Annotated in this window: 16 protein-coding genes and 3 tRNA genes; 5 read left to right on the forward strand and 14 right to left on the reverse strand. The window is 50.7% G+C overall.

Features of this window, described 5'->3' with window-relative positions; genetic code table 11:
- Nucleotides 1-222: 222 nt before the first annotated feature.
- From CEK71_RS14175 to argH, 7 genes are all read right to left on the reverse strand, one after another.
- Nucleotides 223-298, reverse strand: a tRNA-Glu gene (locus tag CEK71_RS14175).
- 39 nt (nt 299-337) lie between these two features.
- Nucleotides 338-413, reverse strand: a tRNA-Glu gene (locus CEK71_RS14180).
- Between the two features lie 29 nt (nt 414-442).
- Nucleotides 443-518, reverse strand: a tRNA-Ala gene (locus tag CEK71_RS14185).
- A gap of 48 nt (nt 519-566) precedes the next feature.
- Entirely contained in the window at nt 567-1,970 is a 1,404-nt protein-coding gene (gene gltX / locus CEK71_RS14190; RefSeq protein ID WP_088619997.1) for a glutamate--tRNA ligase, read from the reverse strand.
- Between the two features lie 4 nt (nt 1,971-1,974).
- Nucleotides 1,975-2,442 carry a tetratricopeptide repeat protein gene (locus CEK71_RS14195; protein ID WP_232463646.1) on the reverse strand — a complete coding sequence of 156 codons (468 nt, stop codon included), beginning with the start codon at nt 2,440-2,442 and terminating at the stop codon, nt 1,975-1,977.
- 49 nt (nt 2,443-2,491) lie between these two features.
- Nucleotides 2,492-3,769, reverse strand: a complete 1,278-nt coding sequence (gene serS, locus CEK71_RS14200) for a serine--tRNA ligase (RefSeq protein WP_088619999.1) — start codon at nt 3,767-3,769, stop codon at nt 2,492-2,494.
- Between the two features lie 148 nt (nt 3,770-3,917).
- Nucleotides 3,918-5,306, reverse strand: a complete 1,389-nt coding sequence (argH, locus tag CEK71_RS14205; RefSeq protein ID WP_088621631.1) for an argininosuccinate lyase — start codon at nt 5,304-5,306, stop codon at nt 3,918-3,920.
- 333 nt (nt 5,307-5,639) lie between these two features.
- On the opposite strand from argH, the gene CEK71_RS14210 reads away from it, so the two are divergent.
- Entirely contained in the window at nt 5,640-6,461 is an 822-nt protein-coding gene (locus tag CEK71_RS14210) for a UDP-2,3-diacylglucosamine diphosphatase (protein WP_088620000.1), read from the forward strand.
- 92 nt (nt 6,462-6,553) lie between these two features.
- On the opposite strand, the gene CEK71_RS14215 is transcribed toward CEK71_RS14210, so the two are convergent.
- On the reverse strand, nt 6,554-7,603 hold the full coding sequence (locus CEK71_RS14215; RefSeq protein WP_088620001.1) for an MJ1255/VC2487 family glycosyltransferase: 1,050 nt from the start codon (nt 7,601-7,603) through the stop codon (nt 6,554-6,556).
- A complete protein-coding gene (locus tag CEK71_RS14220) occupies nt 7,603-8,124 on the reverse strand; it encodes a phosphatase PAP2 family protein (RefSeq protein ID WP_088620002.1) in 522 nt (173 codons plus the stop codon). The genes CEK71_RS14215 and CEK71_RS14220 overlap by 1 nt, the downstream gene beginning before the upstream one ends.
- Before the next feature lie 398 nt (nt 8,125-8,522).
- Here CEK71_RS14220 and CEK71_RS14225 point away from each other — a divergent pair, with 398 nt between their 5' ends.
- Entirely contained in the window at nt 8,523-9,911 is a 1,389-nt protein-coding gene (locus CEK71_RS14225; protein ID WP_088620003.1) for a DUF2252 domain-containing protein, read from the forward strand.
- A gap of 171 nt (nt 9,912-10,082) precedes the next feature.
- On the opposite strand, the gene CEK71_RS14230 is transcribed toward CEK71_RS14225, so the two are convergent.
- Together CEK71_RS14230 and CEK71_RS14235 are read right to left on the reverse strand one after the other, a co-directional pair.
- Nucleotides 10,083-12,878: an NACHT domain-containing protein gene (locus CEK71_RS14230; RefSeq protein ID WP_088620004.1), complete on the reverse strand. Its 2,796-nt coding sequence runs from the start codon at nt 12,876-12,878 to the stop codon at nt 10,083-10,085.
- An 83-nt stretch (nt 12,879-12,961) separates the two neighbouring features.
- Nucleotides 12,962-13,678 (reverse strand): PmeII family type II restriction endonuclease, encoded by a 717-nt coding sequence (locus tag CEK71_RS14235; protein WP_088620005.1) that lies wholly within the window; start codon nt 13,676-13,678, stop codon nt 12,962-12,964.
- A 112-nt stretch (nt 13,679-13,790) separates the two neighbouring features.
- Between CEK71_RS14235 and dcm the strand changes: the two genes are divergently transcribed.
- Together dcm and CEK71_RS14245 are read left to right on the forward strand one after the other, a co-directional pair.
- On the forward strand, nt 13,791-15,020 hold the full coding sequence (dcm, locus tag CEK71_RS14240) for a DNA (cytosine-5-)-methyltransferase (protein ID WP_088620006.1): 1,230 nt from the start codon (nt 13,791-13,793) through the stop codon (nt 15,018-15,020).
- Nucleotides 15,021-15,203: 183 nt separating this feature from the next.
- Nucleotides 15,204-16,457, forward strand: coding sequence for a glutaredoxin family protein (locus tag CEK71_RS14245; protein ID WP_157679266.1), 1,254 nt, complete (start codon nt 15,204-15,206; stop codon nt 16,455-16,457).
- A gap of 60 nt (nt 16,458-16,517) precedes the next feature.
- Here the strand turns inward: CEK71_RS14245 and CEK71_RS14250 are convergent, their stop codons facing one another.
- A complete protein-coding gene (locus tag CEK71_RS14250; protein ID WP_088620007.1) occupies nt 16,518-18,560 on the reverse strand; it encodes a TonB-dependent receptor in 2,043 nt (680 codons plus the stop codon).
- Nucleotides 18,561-18,898: 338 nt separating this feature from the next.
- Here CEK71_RS14250 and CEK71_RS14255 point away from each other — a divergent pair, with 338 nt between their 5' ends.
- Nucleotides 18,899-19,549, forward strand: a complete 651-nt coding sequence (locus CEK71_RS14255) for a FlgO family outer membrane protein (RefSeq protein WP_088620008.1) — start codon at nt 18,899-18,901, stop codon at nt 19,547-19,549.
- Nucleotides 19,550-19,620: 71 nt separating this feature from the next.
- Here the strand turns inward: CEK71_RS14255 and CEK71_RS14260 are convergent, their stop codons facing one another.
- The gene (locus CEK71_RS14260) at nt 19,621-20,565 is read right to left on the reverse strand and encodes a formylglycine-generating enzyme family protein (RefSeq protein WP_088620009.1); all 945 of its coding nucleotides are present in this window, start codon (nt 20,563-20,565) and stop codon (nt 19,621-19,623) included.
- 63 nt (nt 20,566-20,628) lie between these two features.
- Nucleotides 20,629-21,414, reverse strand: a complete 786-nt coding sequence (locus CEK71_RS14265; protein ID WP_088620010.1) for a Stf0 family sulfotransferase — start codon at nt 21,412-21,414, stop codon at nt 20,629-20,631.
- Nucleotides 21,415-21,448: the final 34 nt, after the last annotated feature.

Genomic DNA, 21,448 nt, shown 5'->3' on the forward strand with positions numbered 1-21,448 from the left:
CGAAAAATAGGAAATAAAATCAAATAGCTATCTTCAGGATCGGATTCTAGCATAAAAAAACGCCCTAAAACCGAATGTAACCGTCTTAACGGGCAAAAAATATCGCGATATTTCTACGGTCGGTAAAGGCTGCAAGGGCATAGCGCAAACCGCCACCCGCCGGACAAGCCGACAAAGTGACGGGCATAAAAAAAGGTTATCAGAATGATAACCTTTTGTGTATGGCGTCCCCAAGGGGGTTCGAACCCCTGTTCTCGCCGTGAAAGGGCGATGTCCTAGGCCGCTAGACGATGGGGACTAAATTGGGATTAGTCCGGCCTATAAAGTAACAATAATGTGGCGTCCCCAAGGGGGTTCGAACCCCTGTTCTCGCCGTGAAAGGGCGATGTCCTAGGCCGCTAGACGATGGGGACCAGACACTATTACTAACTTTAAAAAACGGTGGTGGAGCCAAGGAGGATCGAACTCCTGACCTCTTGCATGCCATGCAAGCGCTCTCCCAGCTGAGCTATGGCCCCGTCCAGTAAAGCCAGCCATTTTACAGGATAATTTCATCCTGTAAAGCATTATTTGCTATTTTTTATAAACTCAATCGCTTTTTGTAGTCTGGCTAAGGTTTTTTCCTTACCTAACAATGACAAAGTTATATCAATCGCTGGCGATACGCCAGAACCGCACACAGCCACCCGCAACGGCTGCGCAACCTTGCCCATACCTAAAGCCAAGGTTTCGGCCAGCCCAACAATGATGTCGTGCAACTGTTCGCCCTGCCAATCATTAACGGCGGCAAATGCCTCATAAATATGCGCCAGCACGCTATCAGAGCCTTCAGTAAAGGCTTTCTTCGCCGCCTTCTCGTCGTAACTGTCAAAATCTTTATAGAAGTAGACACTGGCATTAGCCATCTCCACCAGCGTTTTGCTGCGCTCGCGCTGGGCTTTGACCACTTCCGCCAGAGCCGGGCCATCGGCAGGATCAATGCCGCGTTGCCCGATATGCCACAGCAAATGCTTAGCGACCAACTCAGGGTCGCTATGCATGATGTAGTGGTGGTTTAACCATAACAGCTTGTCCATGTTAAAGGTCGAGGCCGCACCGTTAACATCAGCCAAGTCAAAAAACTCGACCATTTCGGCGATGGAGAAAATCTCCTGGTCGCCATGCGACCAGCCCAAACGCACCAGATAATTAAGCAAGGCCTCCGGCAGATAACCGTCATCGCGAAATTGCATCACACTGACCGCGCCATGGCGTTTTGACAAGCGTGCGCCATCGGCACCCAAAATCATCGGCAAATGCGCGTAGAACGGCACAGGTGCGCCCAATGCCTTAAGAATATTCATTTGCCGGGGCGTATTGTTGATATGGTCATCGCCACGGATGACATGAGTCACGCCCATATCCATATCATCGACTACCACTGTCAGGTTATAAGTCGGCGTACCGTCGCCCCGCGCGATAATCAAATCGTCCAGTTCCTTATTGGCGACGACAATCTCACCTTTCACCAAATCGGGAATGGCCACCACCCCATCAAGCGGATTTTTAAAGCGCACCACCGGCTCCCTGCCCTCAATGGCGACGGCATGGTCGCGGCATTTGCCGTTATAGCGCGGTTTTTCCTTATTCGCCATCTGTTCGTTGCGCAATTGCTCCAGTTCTTCTTTACTGCAATAGCAATGATAAGCGTCGCCTTGCGCCAGCAATTGGGCAATCACTTCCTTATAGCGGTCAAAGCGTTGGGTTTGGTAATACGGGCCTTCATCATAGTCCAGACCTAACCAGTCCATGCCGTGCAAAATGGCATCGACCGATTCTTGCGAGGAACGCTCTAAATCAGTGTCTTCAATGCGTAAGATAAACGTGCCGCCCTGTTTACGCGCATACAGCCAAGAAAACAAGGCGGTACGCGCACCGCCGACATGCAGGTAGCCCGTAGGGCTGGGGGCGAACCGAGTAATGGTAGTCATAAAATTATTTCGTCAGTAAGATTTTTTTGGCATATTCGCCAGGGATTTGTTTCGACGCGCTTAAGCGCATCCGTTGGTAACTAAAAGCTACCCCGCCAGCCGCAACCGGATTTTTGCCTAAAATCGCCAGCGCCGCCGTGTGGCCTTGTGCCGCCGCTTTTTCGTACCAGTAAGTCGCTTCTTTGACATCGTTTTTTACGCCCACGCCGCTGTCAAACAAGGCGGCGACCAGCACTTGCGCGTCAAGATACCCTTGCTTGGCGGCTTTTAACAGCCATTCGGCGGCTTTGGCTTCGTCTTTATCAACCCCGTTACCAAGCAGATACATCGCCCCCAGCTTAGCTTGGGCGGCGGCTTGGCCTTGGGCGGCGGCGTGTTGCGCAACGGCAAAAGCCGTCGGCTCCTCCGCCCACGCTTGTGGGGCCAAAGCCAGAGCCAGGGCTAACAGAATAAAACGGATTTTTTTCGGCATAAAGTCACTCCTTAAGGGCATTAGTCAGTATTGTTTTAGCAAAACGGCCTTAGCCGATCACCGTCACACCGCCCATATAAGGCAGCAACGCTTCAGGAATATGGATACGGCCTTCGGCATCCTGATAATTTTCCATAATGGCAATCAGCGTCCGCCCTGCCGCCAAACCGGAGCCGTTCAGGGTATGCACCAATTCCGGTTTGCCCGTTTCAGGGTTACGCCACCGCGCTTGCAAACGGCGGGCTTGGAAATCTTTAAAATTGCTGCACGAAGAGATTTCCCGATACGCGCCCTGCCCCGGCAACCACACTTCCAAATCGTAAGTTTTGCTGGAAGAAAACCCGGTATCGCCCGCACACAACAGCATCCGGCGGTACGGCAAGTTCAGCTTTTGCAAAATGCTTTCGGCATGACGGGTCAGCTCTTCGTGCGCTTGCGCGGAATCTTCCGGTTTGACGATTTGCACAATTTCGACTTTTTCAAACTGATGCTGGCGAATCATCCCGCGCACGTCACGGCCATAAGCCCCCGCCTCGCTACGGAAACACGGGCTATGGCAGACAAATTTCAGCGGCAGCTCCTTCGCCTCAACAATCGTATCCCTGACAATATTCGTTACCGGCACTTCGGCGGTCGGGATCAAATACAACGCCGGATCATCGCTGGCCTTAAACAAATCGGCGGCGAATTTCGGCAATTGCCCCGTACCGTACAAACTGTCGGCATTGACCAAAAACGGCACATAGGTTTCCGAATAGCCATGCTCGCCGCTATGGGTGTCCAGCATCAATTGGATAATTGCCCGTTGCAGACGCGCCAGTCCACCGTTCAGCACGACAAAGCGGCTCCCGGCGATTTTTACGCCCAATTCAAATTCCATGCCCTTGCTGACACCCAAATCAACATGGTCTTTCGGGGTAAAGTCAAAACTGGGCAACTCGCCCCAACGGCTTATTTCCACATTAGCCGACTCGTCCTTACCGTCAGGCACGGCCTCGTCGAGAATATTGGGGATACCTTCCATCAACGCCGTCATAGCGGCCTGAACATCCGCCAACGCCACTTCCGCCGCCTTCAAATCATCGCCCAACTGTTGGACATGCGCCATTAACGCCTCGACGCTCTCGCCCTTCGCTTTCGCTTTCGCTTGGCCAATCGCTTTCGAGCGGCTATTGCGTTCGTTTTGCAATTCTTGCGTCTTAACCTGAATCGCCTTACGGCGGCTTTCTAAAGCCTCGTAAGCGCTGGCATCAAAAGCAAAATGACGGCGTTGTAATTGTTCCGTAACCAAAGCCAATTCAGTTCTAAATAAACGGGGGTCTAGCATAAGTACCTTACAGTGTATAAATGTTAAAAATAGGGCGAGACAGGATATGGCGCAAAGCGGCAAAATTGTAACGGATTACCCGCTTGCCCGAAAACCTTTCAGGGGCAGACACCCAACAAGCCGTCAGCACCGCCCCTAAAGCCCAAGCCTAGACTAAACGTTGCCGCGCCGCTTCAATCGCCAGCTTGACCGTCTCCGGCGCAGTACCGCCGATATGCCGACGCGCCGCCACCGAGCCTTCCAAGGTCAAATAGCCGAACACGTCTTCGGTAATCAACGGCGAAAAGCCTTGCAGTTCAGCCAGCGTCAGCTCAGACAAATCCCGTTGGGTCTCCAGCCCCAAGCGCACCGCCAGACCGACCACCTCATGGGCATCGCGGAAGGCCATACCCTTGCGCACCAGATAATCCGCCAAATCCGTCGCCGTGGCAAAACCGCGCTTGGCGGATTGGTACATATTGGCTTTTTTGGCGGTGATATGCGGCACCATATCGGCATACGCGCGTAAGCAGTTAACCAGCGTGTCGGCAGTATCAAACAACGGCTCCTTATCTTCCTGGTTATCCTTGTTATACGCCAAAGGCTGGCTTTTCATCAGCATCAGCAAAGCCACCAAATGCCCTGTTACCCGACCCGATTTACCACGCACCAACTCCGGCACATCGGGATTTTTTTTCTGCGGCATGATAGACGAACCGGTACAAAACGCATCAGGCATGTCAATAAAATCAAACTGGGCGCTAGACCAAAGGATCAGCTCTTCGGAAAACCGCGACAAGTGCATCATAATCAGGCTGGCGACCGCCGTAAACTCAATGGCAAAATCCCGGTCACTGACCGAATCCAAAGAATTTGCCGACGGGCGGCTAAAACCCAACAGCTCAGCCGTCAAATAGCGGTCTATCGGATAACTGGTCCCCGCCAAAGCCGCCGCGCCCAGCGGCATCACATTCAAACGTTTGGCGCAATCGTCCAAACGCTCGCGGTCACGGCTGAGCATCTCAAACCACGCCATCAAATGATGCCCAAAAGTAATCGGCTGGGCGACCTGTAAATGGGTAAAGCCCGGCATGATGGTGTCTGCGTGTTGCGCCGCCAACTCAACAATAGCGGTCTGCAAACGGGTCAATTGCGCGGTGATCTGGACTATCTCACTACGCAAGTACAGGCGGATATCGGTGGCGACCTGATCGTTGCGCGAGCGGCCAGTATGCAGTTTTTTGCCCGCAATACCAATCAGGTCGGTCAAACGCGCCTCGATGTTCATGTGGACATCTTCCTGCTTGATCGACCAGACAAACTCGCCACGGTCAATCTCGCCGCCGATTTGGGTCAGGCCGCCGATAATGGCATCACGCTCGGCTTCGGTGAGGATGCCCACGGCGCACAACATAGTGGCATGGGCGATAGAGCCTTGAATATCCTGAGCCGCCATACGCTGGTCAAAATCCACCGAAGCGGTAAAGACCTCAACAAACGCATCGGTTGCTTGTGCAAAACGGGCACTGGAAAGTTTTTCAGAATTAACAGAAGTCATGGTGTTTTTAAAGCCATCGGAAAAATTCGCCAATTATACCGCTTAGCGGCCAATCCATGTTTAAAAACACCGCAAAAACTCCAGATCGGCATATCGCCGCCGCCTCCATTGCACACAATTTATCCTTATCGGCTAAAGCAATCCACGCGCTACCGTCACAATAAATTAATATTAATGATTTATCATTAACACACCGTTTTTACTGTAAAATTTAAAAATTTGCATGGCCTGGAATGGCAATAGCCCGACCCATTGCTGCTACCTGAAGACCTACCTAAAGACCGGCCGCCGCACACAGCCACCATCCCTCATTAAACCAGCGCAAACCCACTTATGAGCAAAAAAATCAAAGCACCTTACAAAGCCGTGTTTGTTTCCGACATTCATCTTGGCACTCGTTCTTGTAAAGCGGAGTTTTTACTAAAAACCTTAAAAAGGCTGTCGTTTGATGAAATTTATCTGATCGGCGATATTATTGACGGTTGGAAAATCAGGCGTGGCTGGTATTGGCATCAAGACCATACCAATTTTTTAAGAAAAATATTGAAATACTCGAAAAACAAACGGGTCGTTTATATCGCGGGCAACCACGACGAGTTTCTGCGCAATTTTTTATCGCATGGCGATTTGAATATCGGCAATGTGGAAATTTACGATGAAATGGTCTACAACAGCGCATCCGGCAAAAGCTATCTGCTCACCCATGGCGACAATTACGACATCGTAACCCGCTACCATAAACAAATTGCCGTCTTGGGCGATATTGGCTACGAAACCCTGCTGTCTTTTAACCGCCATTTTAATTGGATAAGACGGCATCTGGGTTTTGGCTACTGGTCTTTATCCAAGTTTGTCAAAAACAAAGTCAAATCGGCAGTGTCATTCATCACCCAGTTTGAAATTGTAGTCGCCAACGAATGCCAAGGCCGGGGCTTAGACGGCGTAGTGTGCGGGCATATCCATTCAGCCGCCAATAAATACATAGACAACATCCATTACCTGAATTGCGGCGACTGGGTGGAATCGTGTACCTTGATTGCCGAAGATTGGAATGGCGAATTCCATATCATCGAATATAACCGGCTAGCGGAAACCATACCGCTACTGACAGATGAATCATTGGTGGAAGATATGGCTGACGAAGCGTTAGGCTAACCCGCCAAAAGCAAAGGGCGGCGGAACATCCCCCTGTTCCGCCGCCCTTTGCTTTATTTAGGGTAACTCGATGTTAAGCGTACATCCCCATCTTAAGCCTTAGACAAATCAAGCTTGATGACATTGACGCCGTCCCACACTTTTTCGACAAAATCAGCATCCATCTTCGGCATACCGTCTTGCAGCCACTGCACCAGAACCTTCGCCACATTAGGATAAGTGATGTGCGTGGCATGGTTGTCATGCAGCCACGGCTCAATCACCGCCTTATCCATCGTCTTCATGGTATGGCCATAACCCAGTTCTTTTAAGGCGGCGGCGTTGGAAATTTGCTCCATTTGCGAATGCAACGGCTTAACCAAGATTTTTTTGCCTAATTGTAAAGCTTCGCTCGCCAACTCAAAACCCGCGTTACTGATAATACCGCCGCAATCATATAAATCTTTTTGGAAGCCAGTGCGCGATAACGGGTTACAGGTGATATGCGGGTAAGGTGATGCCACCACCTCAGGTGCATAAAGATGAAACTCAAAATCCGTGAACCCCGCCAACAAATTGATAACGGCAGCTTGGTCTTCAAAAGGCAAATACACAATGATTTTATTTTTGATAATGCGGGTAGGCGTTTCGGGGGTTTCAATAATCGGCGGTAGGATCATTTCGCCGAAATGGTGCCAATGCAATCCCACGCCGATATCGGCTGGGGCGAAATACTTCATGACCTGATTGGCGATCGGATCAGCTCCCGCCCTAGGGATAGGATAATTGAACGCATACTGATGGCCAATGCCCAGCACGGGCTTTTTCTGGCGCTTAGCCGCCCAAGCAGTAACCGGCTCGAAATCGGTCAAAATATGGTCATAGCCACTTAAATCTAAGGTTTTTATGTCCTTTAAAAAAGTCAGGGGCTTCGCATCCAAAGCGGTTTTCAAATAACTGACTTGGCCTTTATGGGTATTAAACGTTAGCCCAGTGCGGATTTGGTAGTCATTGAAAACTTCCATATCAAAAAATTTATCGATAGGCCGCCCGGTAAATTGAAACGTAACTTCTATACCTGCCAATTGCAGTTCTTTTGCCATGACCCTAGCGCGGGTGATGTGGCCATTACCCGTTCCCTGAACCCCGTAAAAAATTCTCATCAGATGATTTGTCCTAAACTAAAAAGTGCTGTGCAGATACCCAAAATACCGCCCATTAAGGTATCCGTCGGAAAATGTACCCCCAAAACAACCCGAGACAATGCGACCGCCGCCGCCCAACCATATAGCGGCACCAACAAGGCAGGAAAAAAATACGCCAGCAAGGTCGCGACCATAAACGCCGCCGAAGTGTGCCCAGACGGGAAGCTAAACTTATCGGAAGGTTTAATGATGCTGCGAAAATTCTTTAAGGCCGCTTCTGGACGGTTGCGTTTAAAACTATTTTTCAACACAAAATACAAAGGCCGTTCCACTAAAAACGCTAACAGCATGGCGCGTAGCAAGGGGCTTTCGAGGCCTTCGCTAAAATACAGTACGGCGGCGATCAAAACATACAATTGCCCGTCGCCTGTTTTCGACAAATAACGGCTAATGTTAGACAGCGTGCTATGAATTTTGGCGTTAAGCAACCAAGTAAACATAAACACGTCATATTTGTGTATGGACAGTAATAGCTTCATGTCGTTATCCTCTCAATAGATAAGCTGCCGAGGCTATCCTTAGACTTTGCAGCAAAGAAATCTTACGATTTTTTATTCTAATTATTGTTGTTGTGGGTTCTTAAGATTAAAGCGATTCTGTGACAAGGAAATGAAGCTTTGTTTACGATTTAATGACAGTATTGTTTAGCCGAAACCAAATACTAGCCAAAACATTGGCTTATCCTTTTTTAGCTTAGCTTAACAAGCACTTATTGCTATCGGTCGGGCGGAAAGCCCGCCCATAAGAAAACCGTGCGGCTAACGGTAAGACCAAGGGCGGCGCAAATTTGCAATTAAATGATTTCATCAAAATGTCATGTACTCTAGCTAGAATCCTCAGGTTTTACCTTTAGCCCCTTAACACACCGGGATCCTTTATGACATTACGCAATATAGTTGCCGCCGGACTCATTCTAGCCAGCCTAGCCTCCATAGCCCCTAGCACAGCCGAAGCCGCGGCAAGCCGCAAGGCATGGCTGGTGCAACAAATCTATAATTACAACCACCCTTTTGCCGCTAACCTACCTACTGAGTTGGCGACCAAAATGACCAAAATGTCAGTCAGCGCCTTTAGTTTTTATCGCGGCACCGCGCATTTGTTTTATGTAGATACGAAAAATACCGTCTCTTGGCCCGCTTCTTTGTACACCAACACCACCACCAATGGGGTCTGGTTGGAAGGTGATTTGCACATGCAGAACATGGGCGGTTCACGCGATGCCAACGGCAATGCGGTATTCGACAGCAATGATTTTGATGAAGGTTACTGGGGATCTTACACTTGGGATTTACGCCGTATGGCCGTCGCCATTTTACTGGCGGCAGAAGAAAACGCCATCAGCAGCAGTGACCGCCAAACTTTAGTGAAAAACTTTATCGACAGCTATGCCACACAAATGGCCGCTTTTAAAGGCAACGACAACGAATTGACCTACCGCCTGACCACCAGCAACACTAATGGGGTGGTAAAAGACACTATCCAGGCCGCCGACGGCAAAACCCGCTCCAACCTGCTGGCCAAATACACGACCGTCAGTTCCGGTCTGCGTTACTTCCAAACCATCAGCGGCTCTTTACAACCCGTCAACAGCAGCACATTTTCGGCCCTTAATTCCGCCATGTCCGGCTACATCAGCTCTATCGCCGCATCCAAACGCTATAGCAACAGCTATTACCTGCTTAAAGATGCAGCCTTGCGTTTAGGCTCAGGCACGGGCAGCCTAGGCCGTTACCGTTACTATTTGTTAATCGAAGGCCCTACGTCAGCAACCAGTGATGACGTGATTTTAGAAATGAAACAAGAAACCAACAGCGCCGTCTCCTTGGCTGCCGCAGGTAACATGCCGACTTGGGTTTATGATTCGCACAACGGCGAACGGGCCATCAAAAGCATGAAAGCACTGCTCAGCAACACCGATGTCTTGGCCGGCTACACGACCATGAGCAGCCTGCCCTTTGCCTTATCCGAACGCTCGCCTTACCAAGAAGATTTCGATTACACCCTGCTCACCACTTACACGAAATTTAATGACGCGGTCAACTATATGGGGGCTATCCTCGCCAAAGACCACGCTTTAGCAGATAAGGATTACGATGCCACCCTGATTCCCTACAGCATGGACAAAGAAATCACCGATGTGATTAACGGCAATGTCTCTGGCCTGAAAACCGAAACCCTGAACTATGCACTGAATTATGCCGCCCAAGTCAAACAAGATTATGCTGATTTTGTCAGCGCCAAAAACAGCGGCCTCACCCTTTACTAAAACGCAGTAACATATCCCCCGTTTGCCGCGCCGGACACCTCAGGTTCGCTCAGGGCTAACCCCAAAAGGCGCGGCAAGTATCCACGGGGCGTAAGGCTGCCCCTGCCCTCCGACAAAACCGAAGGGCATACAATCTGACATCTGCACCCTGGCTTGGCTGGCAAACCTGTCTCATGCCCATCCTTTGCCACACCCGCCTCTTTCCCGGACTATTTTTATGCCCTCCCATGCGGGCAGCAAACCTTCGCTACGCGCCGCCGTGATTTTATAGGCCCAAAACCATGCCAATAAGGTTTCTTTTAATAATTCGCTATCGACGGCTTCCGTTTTCCTCCAAAAGAGCAAACGTTTCTGTTGTGTTAACAGGGAATTTAATTGCCTACAAAAGGCCTCCCAACGCACCGTTAACAAAACGTCCAAATCATATAAAATGATAGCTCTGGCGGCTTGGCGGATGCTGATGCCATTAGCTTGGGGACTTTCAATAGCGGCCAATAATTCCTTGAATAACGGCGCTAACGGCGACATCCCTAAACGGCCAACAACTTCTTTTAAGTCAGGGATGCACTGCTTGGCAAGCTTAATATCCATCACCCGCTCAAGGCCTTGCATGTAGCCTAAATCAAGGCCGCAGTCTAGCGAAAAATCTAGGGAACGGACATGTTCAAAGGCATGGGCGATAGCATAGACCAAAGCACGGTCTTGGCTACGGCTAGGCGTAGGGAGGGGGGCAAGGTCAAGGATCTGTTCAAGTGCCGGACAAAGGTCAGGATCGAAATCAGAATCGAAGCCACGTTCAAGGTCTAACGAGTAAAAATACCCTGCAAGATAAAGGGCGATGGCGGCCCGGTCAGCCGGATTTTTTAGCAACCCATAACCGAATCTGACCGCTAACGGATGGAGGTCGGACAATTGCCGTAGATAATGGTTGCTATGGCTTACATCCTGCCAAACCAAGGCATAATTGCCTTGCTCCCAACACCAAACGGCATAAGGCGGCTGGGGCGAAGCGGTTATGCCCTGTTGAGCCTCTGACACGGTTGGCAAACGGTAATGTTGGCCCGTTTTTTGGCTTAACCACAGACAGAACGCTTGGGCATCAGCCGCCTTTATGCCTAAAACGGCTTGTTGCGCCTTATTTGGAACACAATCTGCCGGATACTCGGTGCCGCCTGTCGCGTCTACAAACAATTGGTATTCGGCGCAACTAATCCATCCCGCTGTAATCTCGGTTTGGCGATTGAGTGTTTGCAGTGTTTTCAATCGGTTATTTAAGCGGACGTTAGCGGCCAATTGCCGCAAACCTGTATCGCCACTTACTACGTTTTCTGCCAACGTTGTGCGTAACGCTTGTAAAACCGGCTCATCCACTGCCAATGCCACGTCTGCACAATCACTGGCCAAGCTTAGGCTAGCCCAAGTATTTTGCTGTAAACAGGCACGGACAATCGCGCTGGCATTCGCTTGGGCACTATAAAACCGGAGAGTTTCATGCCACACGTTATCCGCAACCAAAGCTTGCCATGTTTGGTCGGGGGGATATGCCAACCAATGGCAGGCGGTCAAATAGTCTTGCAGCGCCAAATGGGCAAAACGCCAACCTTGGGCTGCGTCACCAAGCAACAGGCCGCTGTGAGCGGCCACGGCTGTCAAAAACTGCCCACCCAAGATTTGGGAATCAAAACCTAATCGCCTTAAGGGTTCGGCGATCAGCCTTAACGCCTCTGCCTCTGTTATATCACTTTGATAATGGCCCCGCATCGCCGCCGCCAAAGGCTGTAACACGATCTGCTTTTGTGCGGCGGTTAAATTATCATAAAAACCACCTGCCCGCCCCTGCCCTAAGGCTAGGGTACACGTTTGGGCAAATAACGCCACCCGTTGTTCAGGTACTTGCTGATGCCGGCTGTACACAACCGCAAGCATCGTTAATAATAAAGGATTAGCCTTTAGTATATCCAAAGCAGGCGGGTGGCGCAGGCAAGCTAATAACTCATCGGCTTTACGCTCACCCGCTGTTCTATCAGCCTCTACCAATGCCTGTTGTCCATACCAACGGCAAGCAAATTCGCGCACTTGCGGCCCGGCAAGCGGCAAGATTTCCAAACAATCGGCGTGTTGCAAAGGCGTATCCCAATAGCCTTCCGGGCGCGAGGTAACGACAAACAGGCAGTGGCGGTAATGACTAATTTGCCGATCTATCCATAAGGCAACACGGCGGCGGGTGGCTGTATCGGCGATGTCAGCCAAATCATCCAACAATACAATGGCTTTGCCTTTATGCAACTGTTTGGCAAACCACTGGGCAGGCGGGTTTAAGCCGGGATAACGGTTTTGATTGCTAAAATGCGCTTGCGCAAGCTGGGCCAAATCCATTTGCCCAGCCATAATAGCGCCGACATGCCCGCGCAAGGACAGCCACATAGGGGTACGCGCCGTAGCCTGATACATAAGTTGCCGATTGGCGGCAAACGTTACGGCAATATGCCGCAATAAGGCACTCTTGCCGCCGCCCGGTACACCGAGGACCGCCAAAGCCTGTTTTTCCGGCAAAAAAGCCCAGATAGGGCGATTGCCTTGTAATGCCTTACCCCTAAAGCAAGCCGGTTTATTGGGAGACAGGCAAGGCGATAGATTTAATTGGATATAGGTTTTTTCGCCAGCCAAAGCCAAGATGCCGGGGACAGATAAGCCTGAAGAAGCCAATACTTCGCCCCCAAACAAGACCTGTCGCTTATAGCGTAAGGTAAAACAGCAAGGCGAAAACCATTGAATCCCGATCAGCGTCAGCCGGCTGAAAGCGTTATTAATTATGCCAGGTAAGCTATCAGCCACTTTTTTGCCCAAATAAGGCATAACCACCGCCATTGCCATGCAAGCCAAACCACTAATGCAGGCTATAGGATCAGAGCTTAACGCTTGTAGCCATTTATTAAATTGGGGATTTATCTTATCGATACCTTGCATGGGATTACCTGTTTTTTTATAGTTACCTGCATTCAGTTATACATCTGCGGCGAAAAGACACAACCGCCCATCATAAGGCATAGCTATCCCACCAAACGCTTAATCACCTCAGTTTGGGCAAGAATATCCGCCACTTCATTGAGCATATCCGCCCCTTTGGCCTCGACCGCGACATCGGCGATGGCTTTTTTCAGTTCCGAATAAAAGCTAGGGTCGCCCGTGAGCCGGTACCAAAAATCTTGGCCAATATATAACGAGTAATCATGCTTATCGCGCAGACTTTTATAATGGCTGCTTTCTTGGCCGGGTTCACCGTATAAAATCCCCACCACCAAATCATGCTGCTGTACAGGCAGGTTATTGGTCTTCCCTAAATTCTTGGCTTGACGAAAATGGTTGTGGATCGTTTCGACATCATCCTTATTAATCGTGTTCGGCCCCAATTTCGCTTGGCAATATTTTTTCCGGCCATCGAGCGCATCGGTAAACTCAATATCAATGCCTTGTACCAAAGACCCATAAGAATTCAGCACCCCCGAAATGAAGGTCTGCATATTCTGCCCAAACGATGTGGTGATGGATGAGCCCAGCACCCTAGGATACAATAAAGCCTTAGCCACCGATTGCGGGGTCAGCTCACCCGTCAAAAACGCCGCTATATAGGGGACGAGAAACGGGTTAATGTCAAACTCGCTGGGATTAGCCAATTTTAAGGTGTTTTTTATATGGTTAGGGATAATCACCTCCCTAAACCAGGTTTTTACCTTCTCTAAAATCGCTTGTTTTTCTTGTTCGGTCATAATCTATTATCTGCATGAGGGGATAAGGATGATTTTGGCATGAATATAGCCCAACATAAATTCGTAAAGTCAGATAGAATAACCATCACAACAACATTACACATGGTTATTAATGAGAGATTTTTATTCAGTATCGGAAGTTGCCGATATGTTAGGGACAACCACAGAAACCTTAAGGCGCTGGGATAAATCAGGCAAACTGACCCCAGTACGGCATCCTATCAATAATTACCGGGTCTATACGGCACGAGACTTGGCACAGTTTGAAAAAATCGGCTGCCTGCCCAAACCGGCTCCTGAGCAAGCCAGCTGTGCACCTTTACGGCAATATAATGCCATAGAACTGTTCGCAGGTGCGGGTGGTTTGGCACTGGGCTTGGAAAAAGCCGGCCTGAGCAATATCCTGCTCAGTGAAATCAATAAAAATGCCTGCGCCACCTTACGGCAAAACCGCCCCCACTGGCATGTTATTGAAGGTGATGTAACCGCGATTGATTTTACCCCTTACCAAGGCAAAGCCGATGTTTTAACCGGCGGCTTTCCCTGCCAAGCTTTTTCCTTCGCGGGCAAACGCTTAGGCTTTGAAGATGCCAGAGGCACGCTGTTTTTTGAATTCGCCCGAGCCGTCAAAGAAACCCAGCCGTTGCTGTGCTTGGCTGAAAATGTCCGGGGCTTGCTGGAACATCAAAGCGGCGAAACCATTGCCGGGATGATCTCGGTATTGGATGAGCTAGGTTACGATGTCGTGCCGCCCCGCCTGTTAAAGGCCATTTTTTACCGCGTCCCGCAAAAACGCGAACGGGTCTTTATCGTCGGCCTGAAAAAAGGCGCGGGACTCAAATTTACTTGGCCTGCGGAAAACCAAGAAATATTCACCATTAAGGATGCCTTAAAAAAAGGCCGTCTCTACCCCAACGACGTACCCGCCTCCGCCGGACAAGCCTACCCTAAGGGCAAACGGGAGATTATGGAACTGATCCCGCCCGGCGGCTATTGGCGGGACTTGCCGCTGGATTTGCAAAAAGACTATATGAAAGGCTCGTTCCACTCAAGCGGCGGCAAAACTGGCATGGCACGGCGAATTTCCTGGGATGAGCCCTGTCTGACCTTAACCTGCGCCCCCGCGCAAAAACAGACCGAACGCTGCCACCCTGATGAAACCCGCCCGTTTACGGTCAGGGAATACGCCAGAATCCAGACTTTTACCGACGATTGGGAATTTGCCGGCTCGTTAACCTCGCAATATGCGCAAATCGGCAACGCCGTCCCAGTTAACCTTGCCGAAGCCGTCGGCGGGGCGATTGTCAGAACGCTGAACGAATTTTATAGCCGACATAACTAAAGGATACCCATAACACAAGAGCGCGGGCATCCTGCCCGCACCTCTTGGCCTGTGCGGCACTGCCTTCAATTCCTGGTTCGGCAAGGCTCTCCACGAGCGGCTATTATACCCTTGGATGCCTGCTCCCTGTAACCGTTTACCCCCGTCCCATTTCGCCAACAACGTGATTGAGAGGATTTTTTGATGACGGCATTAACAAAGTCCCTGACAGTTCCGGTAAAATCGGCAGCAGGCTATCAGCACAAGCCCCACCCACCCCGCTTTTGCATTTTAGCATGGCTATTGCTGGCCTTTTTCGCACCCCTTTCCGGTACTGCCTTTGCCGAAGCAGTCAAACCCATACCCGGCATCGATATTGAAGTCTTCGTCAAAGAAGGCTGTCCGCATTGCGCAAAAGCCAAACTTTTTCTGGAGGCTTGGCAGCACGAACAGCCACAATTGCATTTGCTGATCCGCGATATTGCCGACGACCCGACCGCATTGGAGCGCCTCGAAGCCATCGCCAAAAGCCAACAAACTGCCGCCAGGGTGCCGGCGTTTTATTTGCGCCAACACTTGCTGGTCGGTTATGCCGACGAAACCAGCACCGGGAAACTGCTTAAGGCAGAGTTAGCACAACAGTCTGCCGTCACCACGCCAACCGACAATTCAGGCAGTTGCGAAGCAGCCGATATGCTGTCCTGTACCGCCCCTCCCCTGGCCAAAGACGACTTTGAACTGAATGTTCTGGGTAGGCACATTACCTTAGCACAAGTCGGCTTGCCGCTGTTTACAGTCACCATGGGGCTGTTAGATGGTTTCAACCCCTGTTCGATGTGGGTGCTGATCCTGATGATTTCACTGCTTACCCCCATGCACGACCGGAGACGGATGCTCGCCGTAGCCGGCACGTTTGTCGCCGTCGAAGGCATCGCCTATTTTGTGTTTATGGCGGCGTGGCTGAATCTGTTTTTACTGATCGGCCTATCACGGCTGTCGGAAATTGTGATTGCCGCCATTGCCATACTGGCGGGCGGCATTAACCTCAAAGACTTCTGGGCTTTTGGCCGCGGCCCTTCGCTGTCTATCCCCGCCTCAGCAAAACCGGGCATTTACGCCAGAATCAGAGGAATTTTACAAGCCGAAAACCTATTGGCGGCCATAGTGGGGGCGGTAGTGCTGGCGGTGCTGGTGCAGGTCGTTGAGTTCTTATGTACCTCAGGCTTCCCCATGCTCTACACCCGCATCCTGACACTGCACCAAACAGGCTCCTTAGGCTATTACAGCTATCTGCTGCTCTACAATATCGCCTATATGCTGGATGACATTATCGTGCTGGGCATCGGCATCATCACCCTCAGCCAACGCAGGCTACAAGAAAAGGAAGGCCGCTGGCTGAAGTTGCTCAGCGGCTTGGTGATGGTGGGATTGGGCTTATATTTGCTGGTGGCGGGATAAAAAGCCAGCAAAGCGGCCGCAAACATCACCGCCACTTAGCAAGCTATCGGTTTTACACTGTCAATAACTGACCCTAACCCCAAGCTCCGCGCCCCGCCCCGGCTCCGGCGCAAAATTGCGCAGGTATGAAGTCGAGTTGCGGATATTTTCATCCAATAAGTTATTAGCCTTGGCGAACAGCAAAACCTCCATCCCTTTAAACTGTTTAAGTTGATATTGGGTGGAGAGATTGACCAGCACATACCCGGCAGTAGCGCTGTCGAACGCCCCCGGATGGTCTTGGGCTTCGCCACGCGTTACCCGCAAATTACTGCTCCATGCGTCCTGAAAATGGTCTATTTGAAAGCCAAAGCGTAACGGCGGCATTCTCGGTACATCGCCGCCACCGACAAATTGGCCGCGCGTGTAATCACTGAACAAACTCAGTTCGACCAATCCGTAGTGGTTTTCCATGAGCGGAAAAATGAGCTTACTTTCGTAACCCATAAAAGCGGCATCGGCTTGGCGGGTTTGCACAACAGGTGCGCAAGCGCTACCGACCGGACAGGCCGCACCGTCTTCTGTAACAAACACGCCACTACGCTGTTGGTAAATATAATCATTCGCCCAATTGTGGAACAGGTCAAGCTCCGCCCTCAGCCAATCGGCAGTAAACTTATAGCCCAAGTCCAAATTATACGACGTTTCTTCATGCAAATGACTATTGCCTATTTCAAAGCTGCGCGTGGCATCGTGATAACCATGCACCAACAACTCCTGCACCTGTGGCGCCCGTTGCGAACGGGTCAGCGCCAAATTCAGGCTATTCTGCCGGTTAATTTTCCACAAGCTAGCTGCGGAGGCGCTGACCGGCAGATAATTAAGGCTGTTTAGCCCCTGCGGATCTAACGTGGTATCTTCGACACGGAAACCGAGCTGGTTATTGAGTGTTCCCAGAGAAAAAGACTCCACCGCAAACACCCCGTAACTGTGCGTCAGGGTTTCCGGCACAAGGGTAGTGAGGGTTGATTTGTCTATGGCGGTAAAATCACTGGCAATGGCCTGAAAGCCGAGCGCACCGTGCAGGCCGCCTATCGGCTTGTGGGCCAATTCCAGACGGCTCTCGTAGGTTTTATTGGTAAAATACGCCGCTTCCACACTGTTCGGGACTTCAGTATGGCGATAGTCGGTATAACCGAGCTTCATGCGCAGGGCTTCGGCAAAATAGAAGGGATTTTTCAATTCGCTTTTAAAATCGTATTTGCTTTGTTTTAGCAGTATGCGGGTAATCTCGCCACCTGTACCATCGGGCGCTATGCCATAATTGCTCTCCAAACGATTAATGGCGACCCCAGCAAAACCCGGCGCACCGATCAGCGATAAACCTGCTGAGCCGCTAATGGCACTGGCGGAGCTATTGGCAAGAACGCCCTTGGTGTTTTGCAAGTTGGTCGGCAACGTCAGGTCAACTTGCCGCGCCGCATTACCATCTATGGCCGTCCCACCAATATCAACATTGTTGCGGTCACGGAAAAAACCATCTAAATGGTAAGCTAAGTGGCCTTTGCCGCCCTCCAATTTCATAGTGGTGGCGGTTTCATCAGAGACAGAATCAAAACGTTGCTCCAATGCCCCACCTAGCCGTTTTTCAGGCCGTTTTTCGGGTATCCGGTTATCGATGACATTGACCACACCCCCTATCGCCCCGCTGCCATAAAGCAACGTTGCCGGGCCACGCAACACTTCTATACGCTCGGCCAATAAGGGCTCAACGCTAGTGGCATGGTCAGGGCTAATAGCCGATGCATCGTTGCTGCCGATACCGTTCGCCAATACCCGCACCCGTGGCCCGCTTTGTCCGCGGATGACAGGCGTGCCGACCCCTGGCCCAAAGGATTGGCTGGTGATGCCGAGTTCATTTTTCAGCGTCTCACCGATGCTGTGCCCAACTTTCAGACGCAATTCGTCATCACTCAACACAGTAACGGGTACAGGCGTGTCGGCGAGACTTTCTTCTATAGGCGCAGTAACAATCACTTGTTCCAATTCAGATATAACATTGTCTTTGGCATAGGCAGGCATAGCCAAGACCGAAACATACAGCAAGGCAAATTTTTTCTTCATAACACGGATTGAGTAAGGTTAAATAAGGGCTGATCTAAATGATATGTTATAACATATCATATTGCAAGGCCAAAACCAGCCAATAACATAACGCCATCATAGCGCGGTTAATCAGGGATTTTTATGACAGCCGCTGACCTTAACTTGCCTCACACGCACCGATAGGCTAGTATTTCCGCATATTTGCTGTTCAAGTAAAAGGCGGGGTTATAAAAAACGTGACCATAATGATGCCCAAGCTTAGAAATACCCGTATTAGCCCCAAAACCACGAACCGCCCGTATAATACGCCGCCCACTTAGCCATGCCCTACTTTTATTATCGCAAGGAAAACTACCATGCTTAAAATCTCCACCCTCCTCATTCCGGCGTTGCTGGCAACAACCTTGAGTGGCTGCGGTTTGTTCCGTACTTACGAAGTCAAAGATGCCAATCTGGTTACGGTCAGCTACGATGCGGTGGGTGACATGCAAAAACGTCTGACCCAAAAACTGCCGAAAAACTCGCTGATTATCGTCACCACCCTGCTCAACGTCGATAACCTGAACAAAACTTCGGCGTTTGGGCGCATCGTCTCCGACCAAATCGCTTCGGCCTTCCACCAATCCGGCTACCAAGTTATTGGCATGGAACTGCCGATTGATTTGTTTATTATGAAGGAAGACGGTTCATTGCAATTGTCTGACGACACCAAAAAACTGCTCAAACGTTACCATGCGTCCGTCTTGGTCGGCGGTGTTTATGCCCCTGGAAAAAAGAACTCCTACGTTTCCCTACGCATGGTTGACACCATCAGCAAAGCCATTATTTCCTCAACAGACGTATCGATACCGATGGGGCCAGATGCCAAACTGCTGATGACACCTAAAGAAGTCGGCTCTGCCGGAGCGCGGGGCGAGACGGTGGCCGAAGCGGCCAGCCCTGAGGCGGCGGCGACAGACACCGCCAAACCCGCCGCTGAGAAAACCACTACCGACAGCTTGGAATAATATTCGTCCGGGAACGGTGGCTATCTTGGCCGTTTCCCACAATAATAGCCTTTTGTAGTTGCCAGCCCAGCCTAACGGCCTAAAACCAAGCGAAAGCCCAAGTTCGCCTGCCGAGACCATGCCGTACCCCAATTACGGTAAGCGGCACGGACTCTGGGCGCGTCGGCGTTCCAGCCACCGCCCCGCAACACCAGCAAATCATCAAAACCAGGCTTATCTTGCAAACAGCCCTCGCCTCCGGTAGCCTCGCCTTCCTTATAGCGCGAACACGTCCACTCCCAGACATTCCCCAGCATATCGTACAAACCCCATGGATTAGGCAACAGCGAGCCGGTCAACGCGTAAAAAAACCGCCCGTCGTCGCATTGGTGGGCTTGCGCCCATGCCAGTTCTTTAATGGTTTTTTGGTCGGCGACATTGGCATAGCGGCAAGCAATATCAGGGTTATTGCCCCAATAACGGGCGGTCGCCGTACCCGCCCGCGCGGCATATTCCCATTCCGCTTCGGAAGGCAAACGGTATTGCTGGTGGCTGGTTTGGTTTAGCCAGGCAATATACGCCTGCACATCATAAAAACTGACGCAGCCCACCGGATAATCCGGCTTAATCGCCAAATCCTTAACAGGCCGCCGCCATTGCGCCCACTCCCACCACTGCCAACGCGCTTCGGCGGTATGGTCATAACTCCAACAGCCAGTTTCCTCGCTATTGCGTTCGGCATCGGAGACAAATCCGGTAGCCTCGACAAAACGCGTAAACTCATCGACGCTGACTTCGTATTGGCTTAACTTAAAACCTTGCACACACACCCGACGCTGCCCTTCGTTATCGCCACGCCCTACTTCAGACTCAGGGCTACCCATCACAAAACAACCGGAAGGCAAAGTCACCAACGGCGGTAACAAAGCCGGACCGTGTTGTTGCAACGGTTTTTTTAAAGTGCGGACTAGCGGTTCGGCAAGCGCAGGCACGCTAAACCCTACAGCCAGCAGGACAAAAATGAGCATAATCGGCATAAAAAAGTGAATGTCTGGGCAAAAGGCAAGTATCGCACGTTCACAGACTCACGCACACCCCACTTAATGCGCCAAACTCAGCCCCAATTGGTTTTGGAAGCGTTGCGCCCATTCGCGGCTACGCCCGTCGCGTAATTTCTGGATGACGGACGGAGCGGGCGGCAACAGGATATTATTAGGGTCAACATCAATATAAACGGCAAGGCGTTTGAGCACAGTCAGAATATCGTCTTCAATATCTTCATAACTGAGGCAATAAGGATAGATCCGCCGCTCATAAAAATAGCGTTGCCAACCTTTTTCTTGGGCGACAATATGCTCGTACCAATATTTAATGGCCTGATAATCATAGTCCAGCGCCTCAAGCTTGGTTAAAGCAGTTTCGCTATGGGCAACATGGCTATGGAACACCTCGGACGACGTCGCCCGATATAAAGACACGGCTTGTGCCGCCAAATCGCGGCGGGTCAGATAAACAAATTTAAAGCCATTCAGATACCTCAAATCCACCATAGCTTGGGTGAAGTTTTCAAACTGAAACCAACTGGCCTTAAGGCCGGAAACATTGTTGGCGGTTCTGGAAACGCGGATACCGTTACGCAGATACTCATCGGGAGTGCGCCCTGGCATATTTTTGCCGATGCGGTTAGCCACGGCAATCGCCCCTAATATCTCCTGGGGTTTGCCTAAGCGGCGGGTATTTTTAATGACATCGCATAAATAAGTGCTGCCCGAACGGGGGGTCATCGCGATAATATAGCGGCTACGCGGTTCGGGCACCGCTTCTAAATCCTGCAATACTTGCCCATTTAAGACAGGATCACTAAAAATGTCTGTAATAGTATTCATAAAAGAAGATGACGTTTTATTGCCGGGCCGTTGC

This window comes from Methylovulum psychrotolerans (genome assembly GCF_002209385.1).
GTDB lineage: Bacteria > Pseudomonadota > Gammaproteobacteria > Methylococcales > Methylomonadaceae > Methylovulum > Methylovulum psychrotolerans.

Bases quoted from the DNA above. Each gene is read 5' to 3' on its own strand.
- gltX (WP_088619997.1), bottom strand. From the start codon at position 1,970: ATGACTACCATTACTCGGTTCGCCCCCAGCCCTACGGGCTACCTGCAT.
- CEK71_RS14195 (WP_232463646.1), bottom strand. From the start codon at position 2,442: ATGCCGAAAAAAATCCGTTTTATTCTGTTAGCCCTGGCTCTGGCTTTG.
- serS (WP_088619999.1), bottom strand. From the start codon at position 3,769: ATGCTAGACCCCCGTTTATTTAGAACTGAATTGGCTTTGGTTACGGAA.
- argH (WP_088621631.1), bottom strand. From the start codon at position 5,306: ATGACTTCTGTTAATTCTGAAAAACTTTCCAGTGCCCGTTTTGCACAA.
- CEK71_RS14210 (WP_088620000.1), top strand. From the start codon at position 5,640: ATGAGCAAAAAAATCAAAGCACCTTACAAAGCCGTGTTTGTTTCCGAC.
- CEK71_RS14215 (WP_088620001.1), bottom strand. From the start codon at position 7,603: ATGAGAATTTTTTACGGGGTTCAGGGAACGGGTAATGGCCACATCACC.
- CEK71_RS14220 (WP_088620002.1), bottom strand. From the start codon at position 8,124: ATGAAGCTATTACTGTCCATACACAAATATGACGTGTTTATGTTTACT.
- CEK71_RS14225 (WP_088620003.1), top strand. From the start codon at position 8,523: ATGACATTACGCAATATAGTTGCCGCCGGACTCATTCTAGCCAGCCTA.
- CEK71_RS14230 (WP_088620004.1), bottom strand. From the start codon at position 12,878: ATGCAAGGTATCGATAAGATAAATCCCCAATTTAATAAATGGCTACAA.
- CEK71_RS14235 (WP_088620005.1), bottom strand. From the start codon at position 13,678: ATGACCGAACAAGAAAAACAAGCGATTTTAGAGAAGGTAAAAACCTGG.
- dcm (WP_088620006.1), top strand. From the start codon at position 13,791: ATGAGAGATTTTTATTCAGTATCGGAAGTTGCCGATATGTTAGGGACA.
- CEK71_RS14245 (WP_157679266.1), top strand. From the start codon at position 15,204: ATGACGGCATTAACAAAGTCCCTGACAGTTCCGGTAAAATCGGCAGCA.
- CEK71_RS14250 (WP_088620007.1), bottom strand. From the start codon at position 18,560: ATGAAGAAAAAATTTGCCTTGCTGTATGTTTCGGTCTTGGCTATGCCT.
- CEK71_RS14255 (WP_088620008.1), top strand. From the start codon at position 18,899: ATGCTTAAAATCTCCACCCTCCTCATTCCGGCGTTGCTGGCAACAACC.
- CEK71_RS14260 (WP_088620009.1), bottom strand. From the start codon at position 20,565: ATGCCGATTATGCTCATTTTTGTCCTGCTGGCTGTAGGGTTTAGCGTG.
- CEK71_RS14265 (WP_088620010.1), bottom strand. From the start codon at position 21,414: ATGAATACTATTACAGACATTTTTAGTGATCCTGTCTTAAATGGGCAA.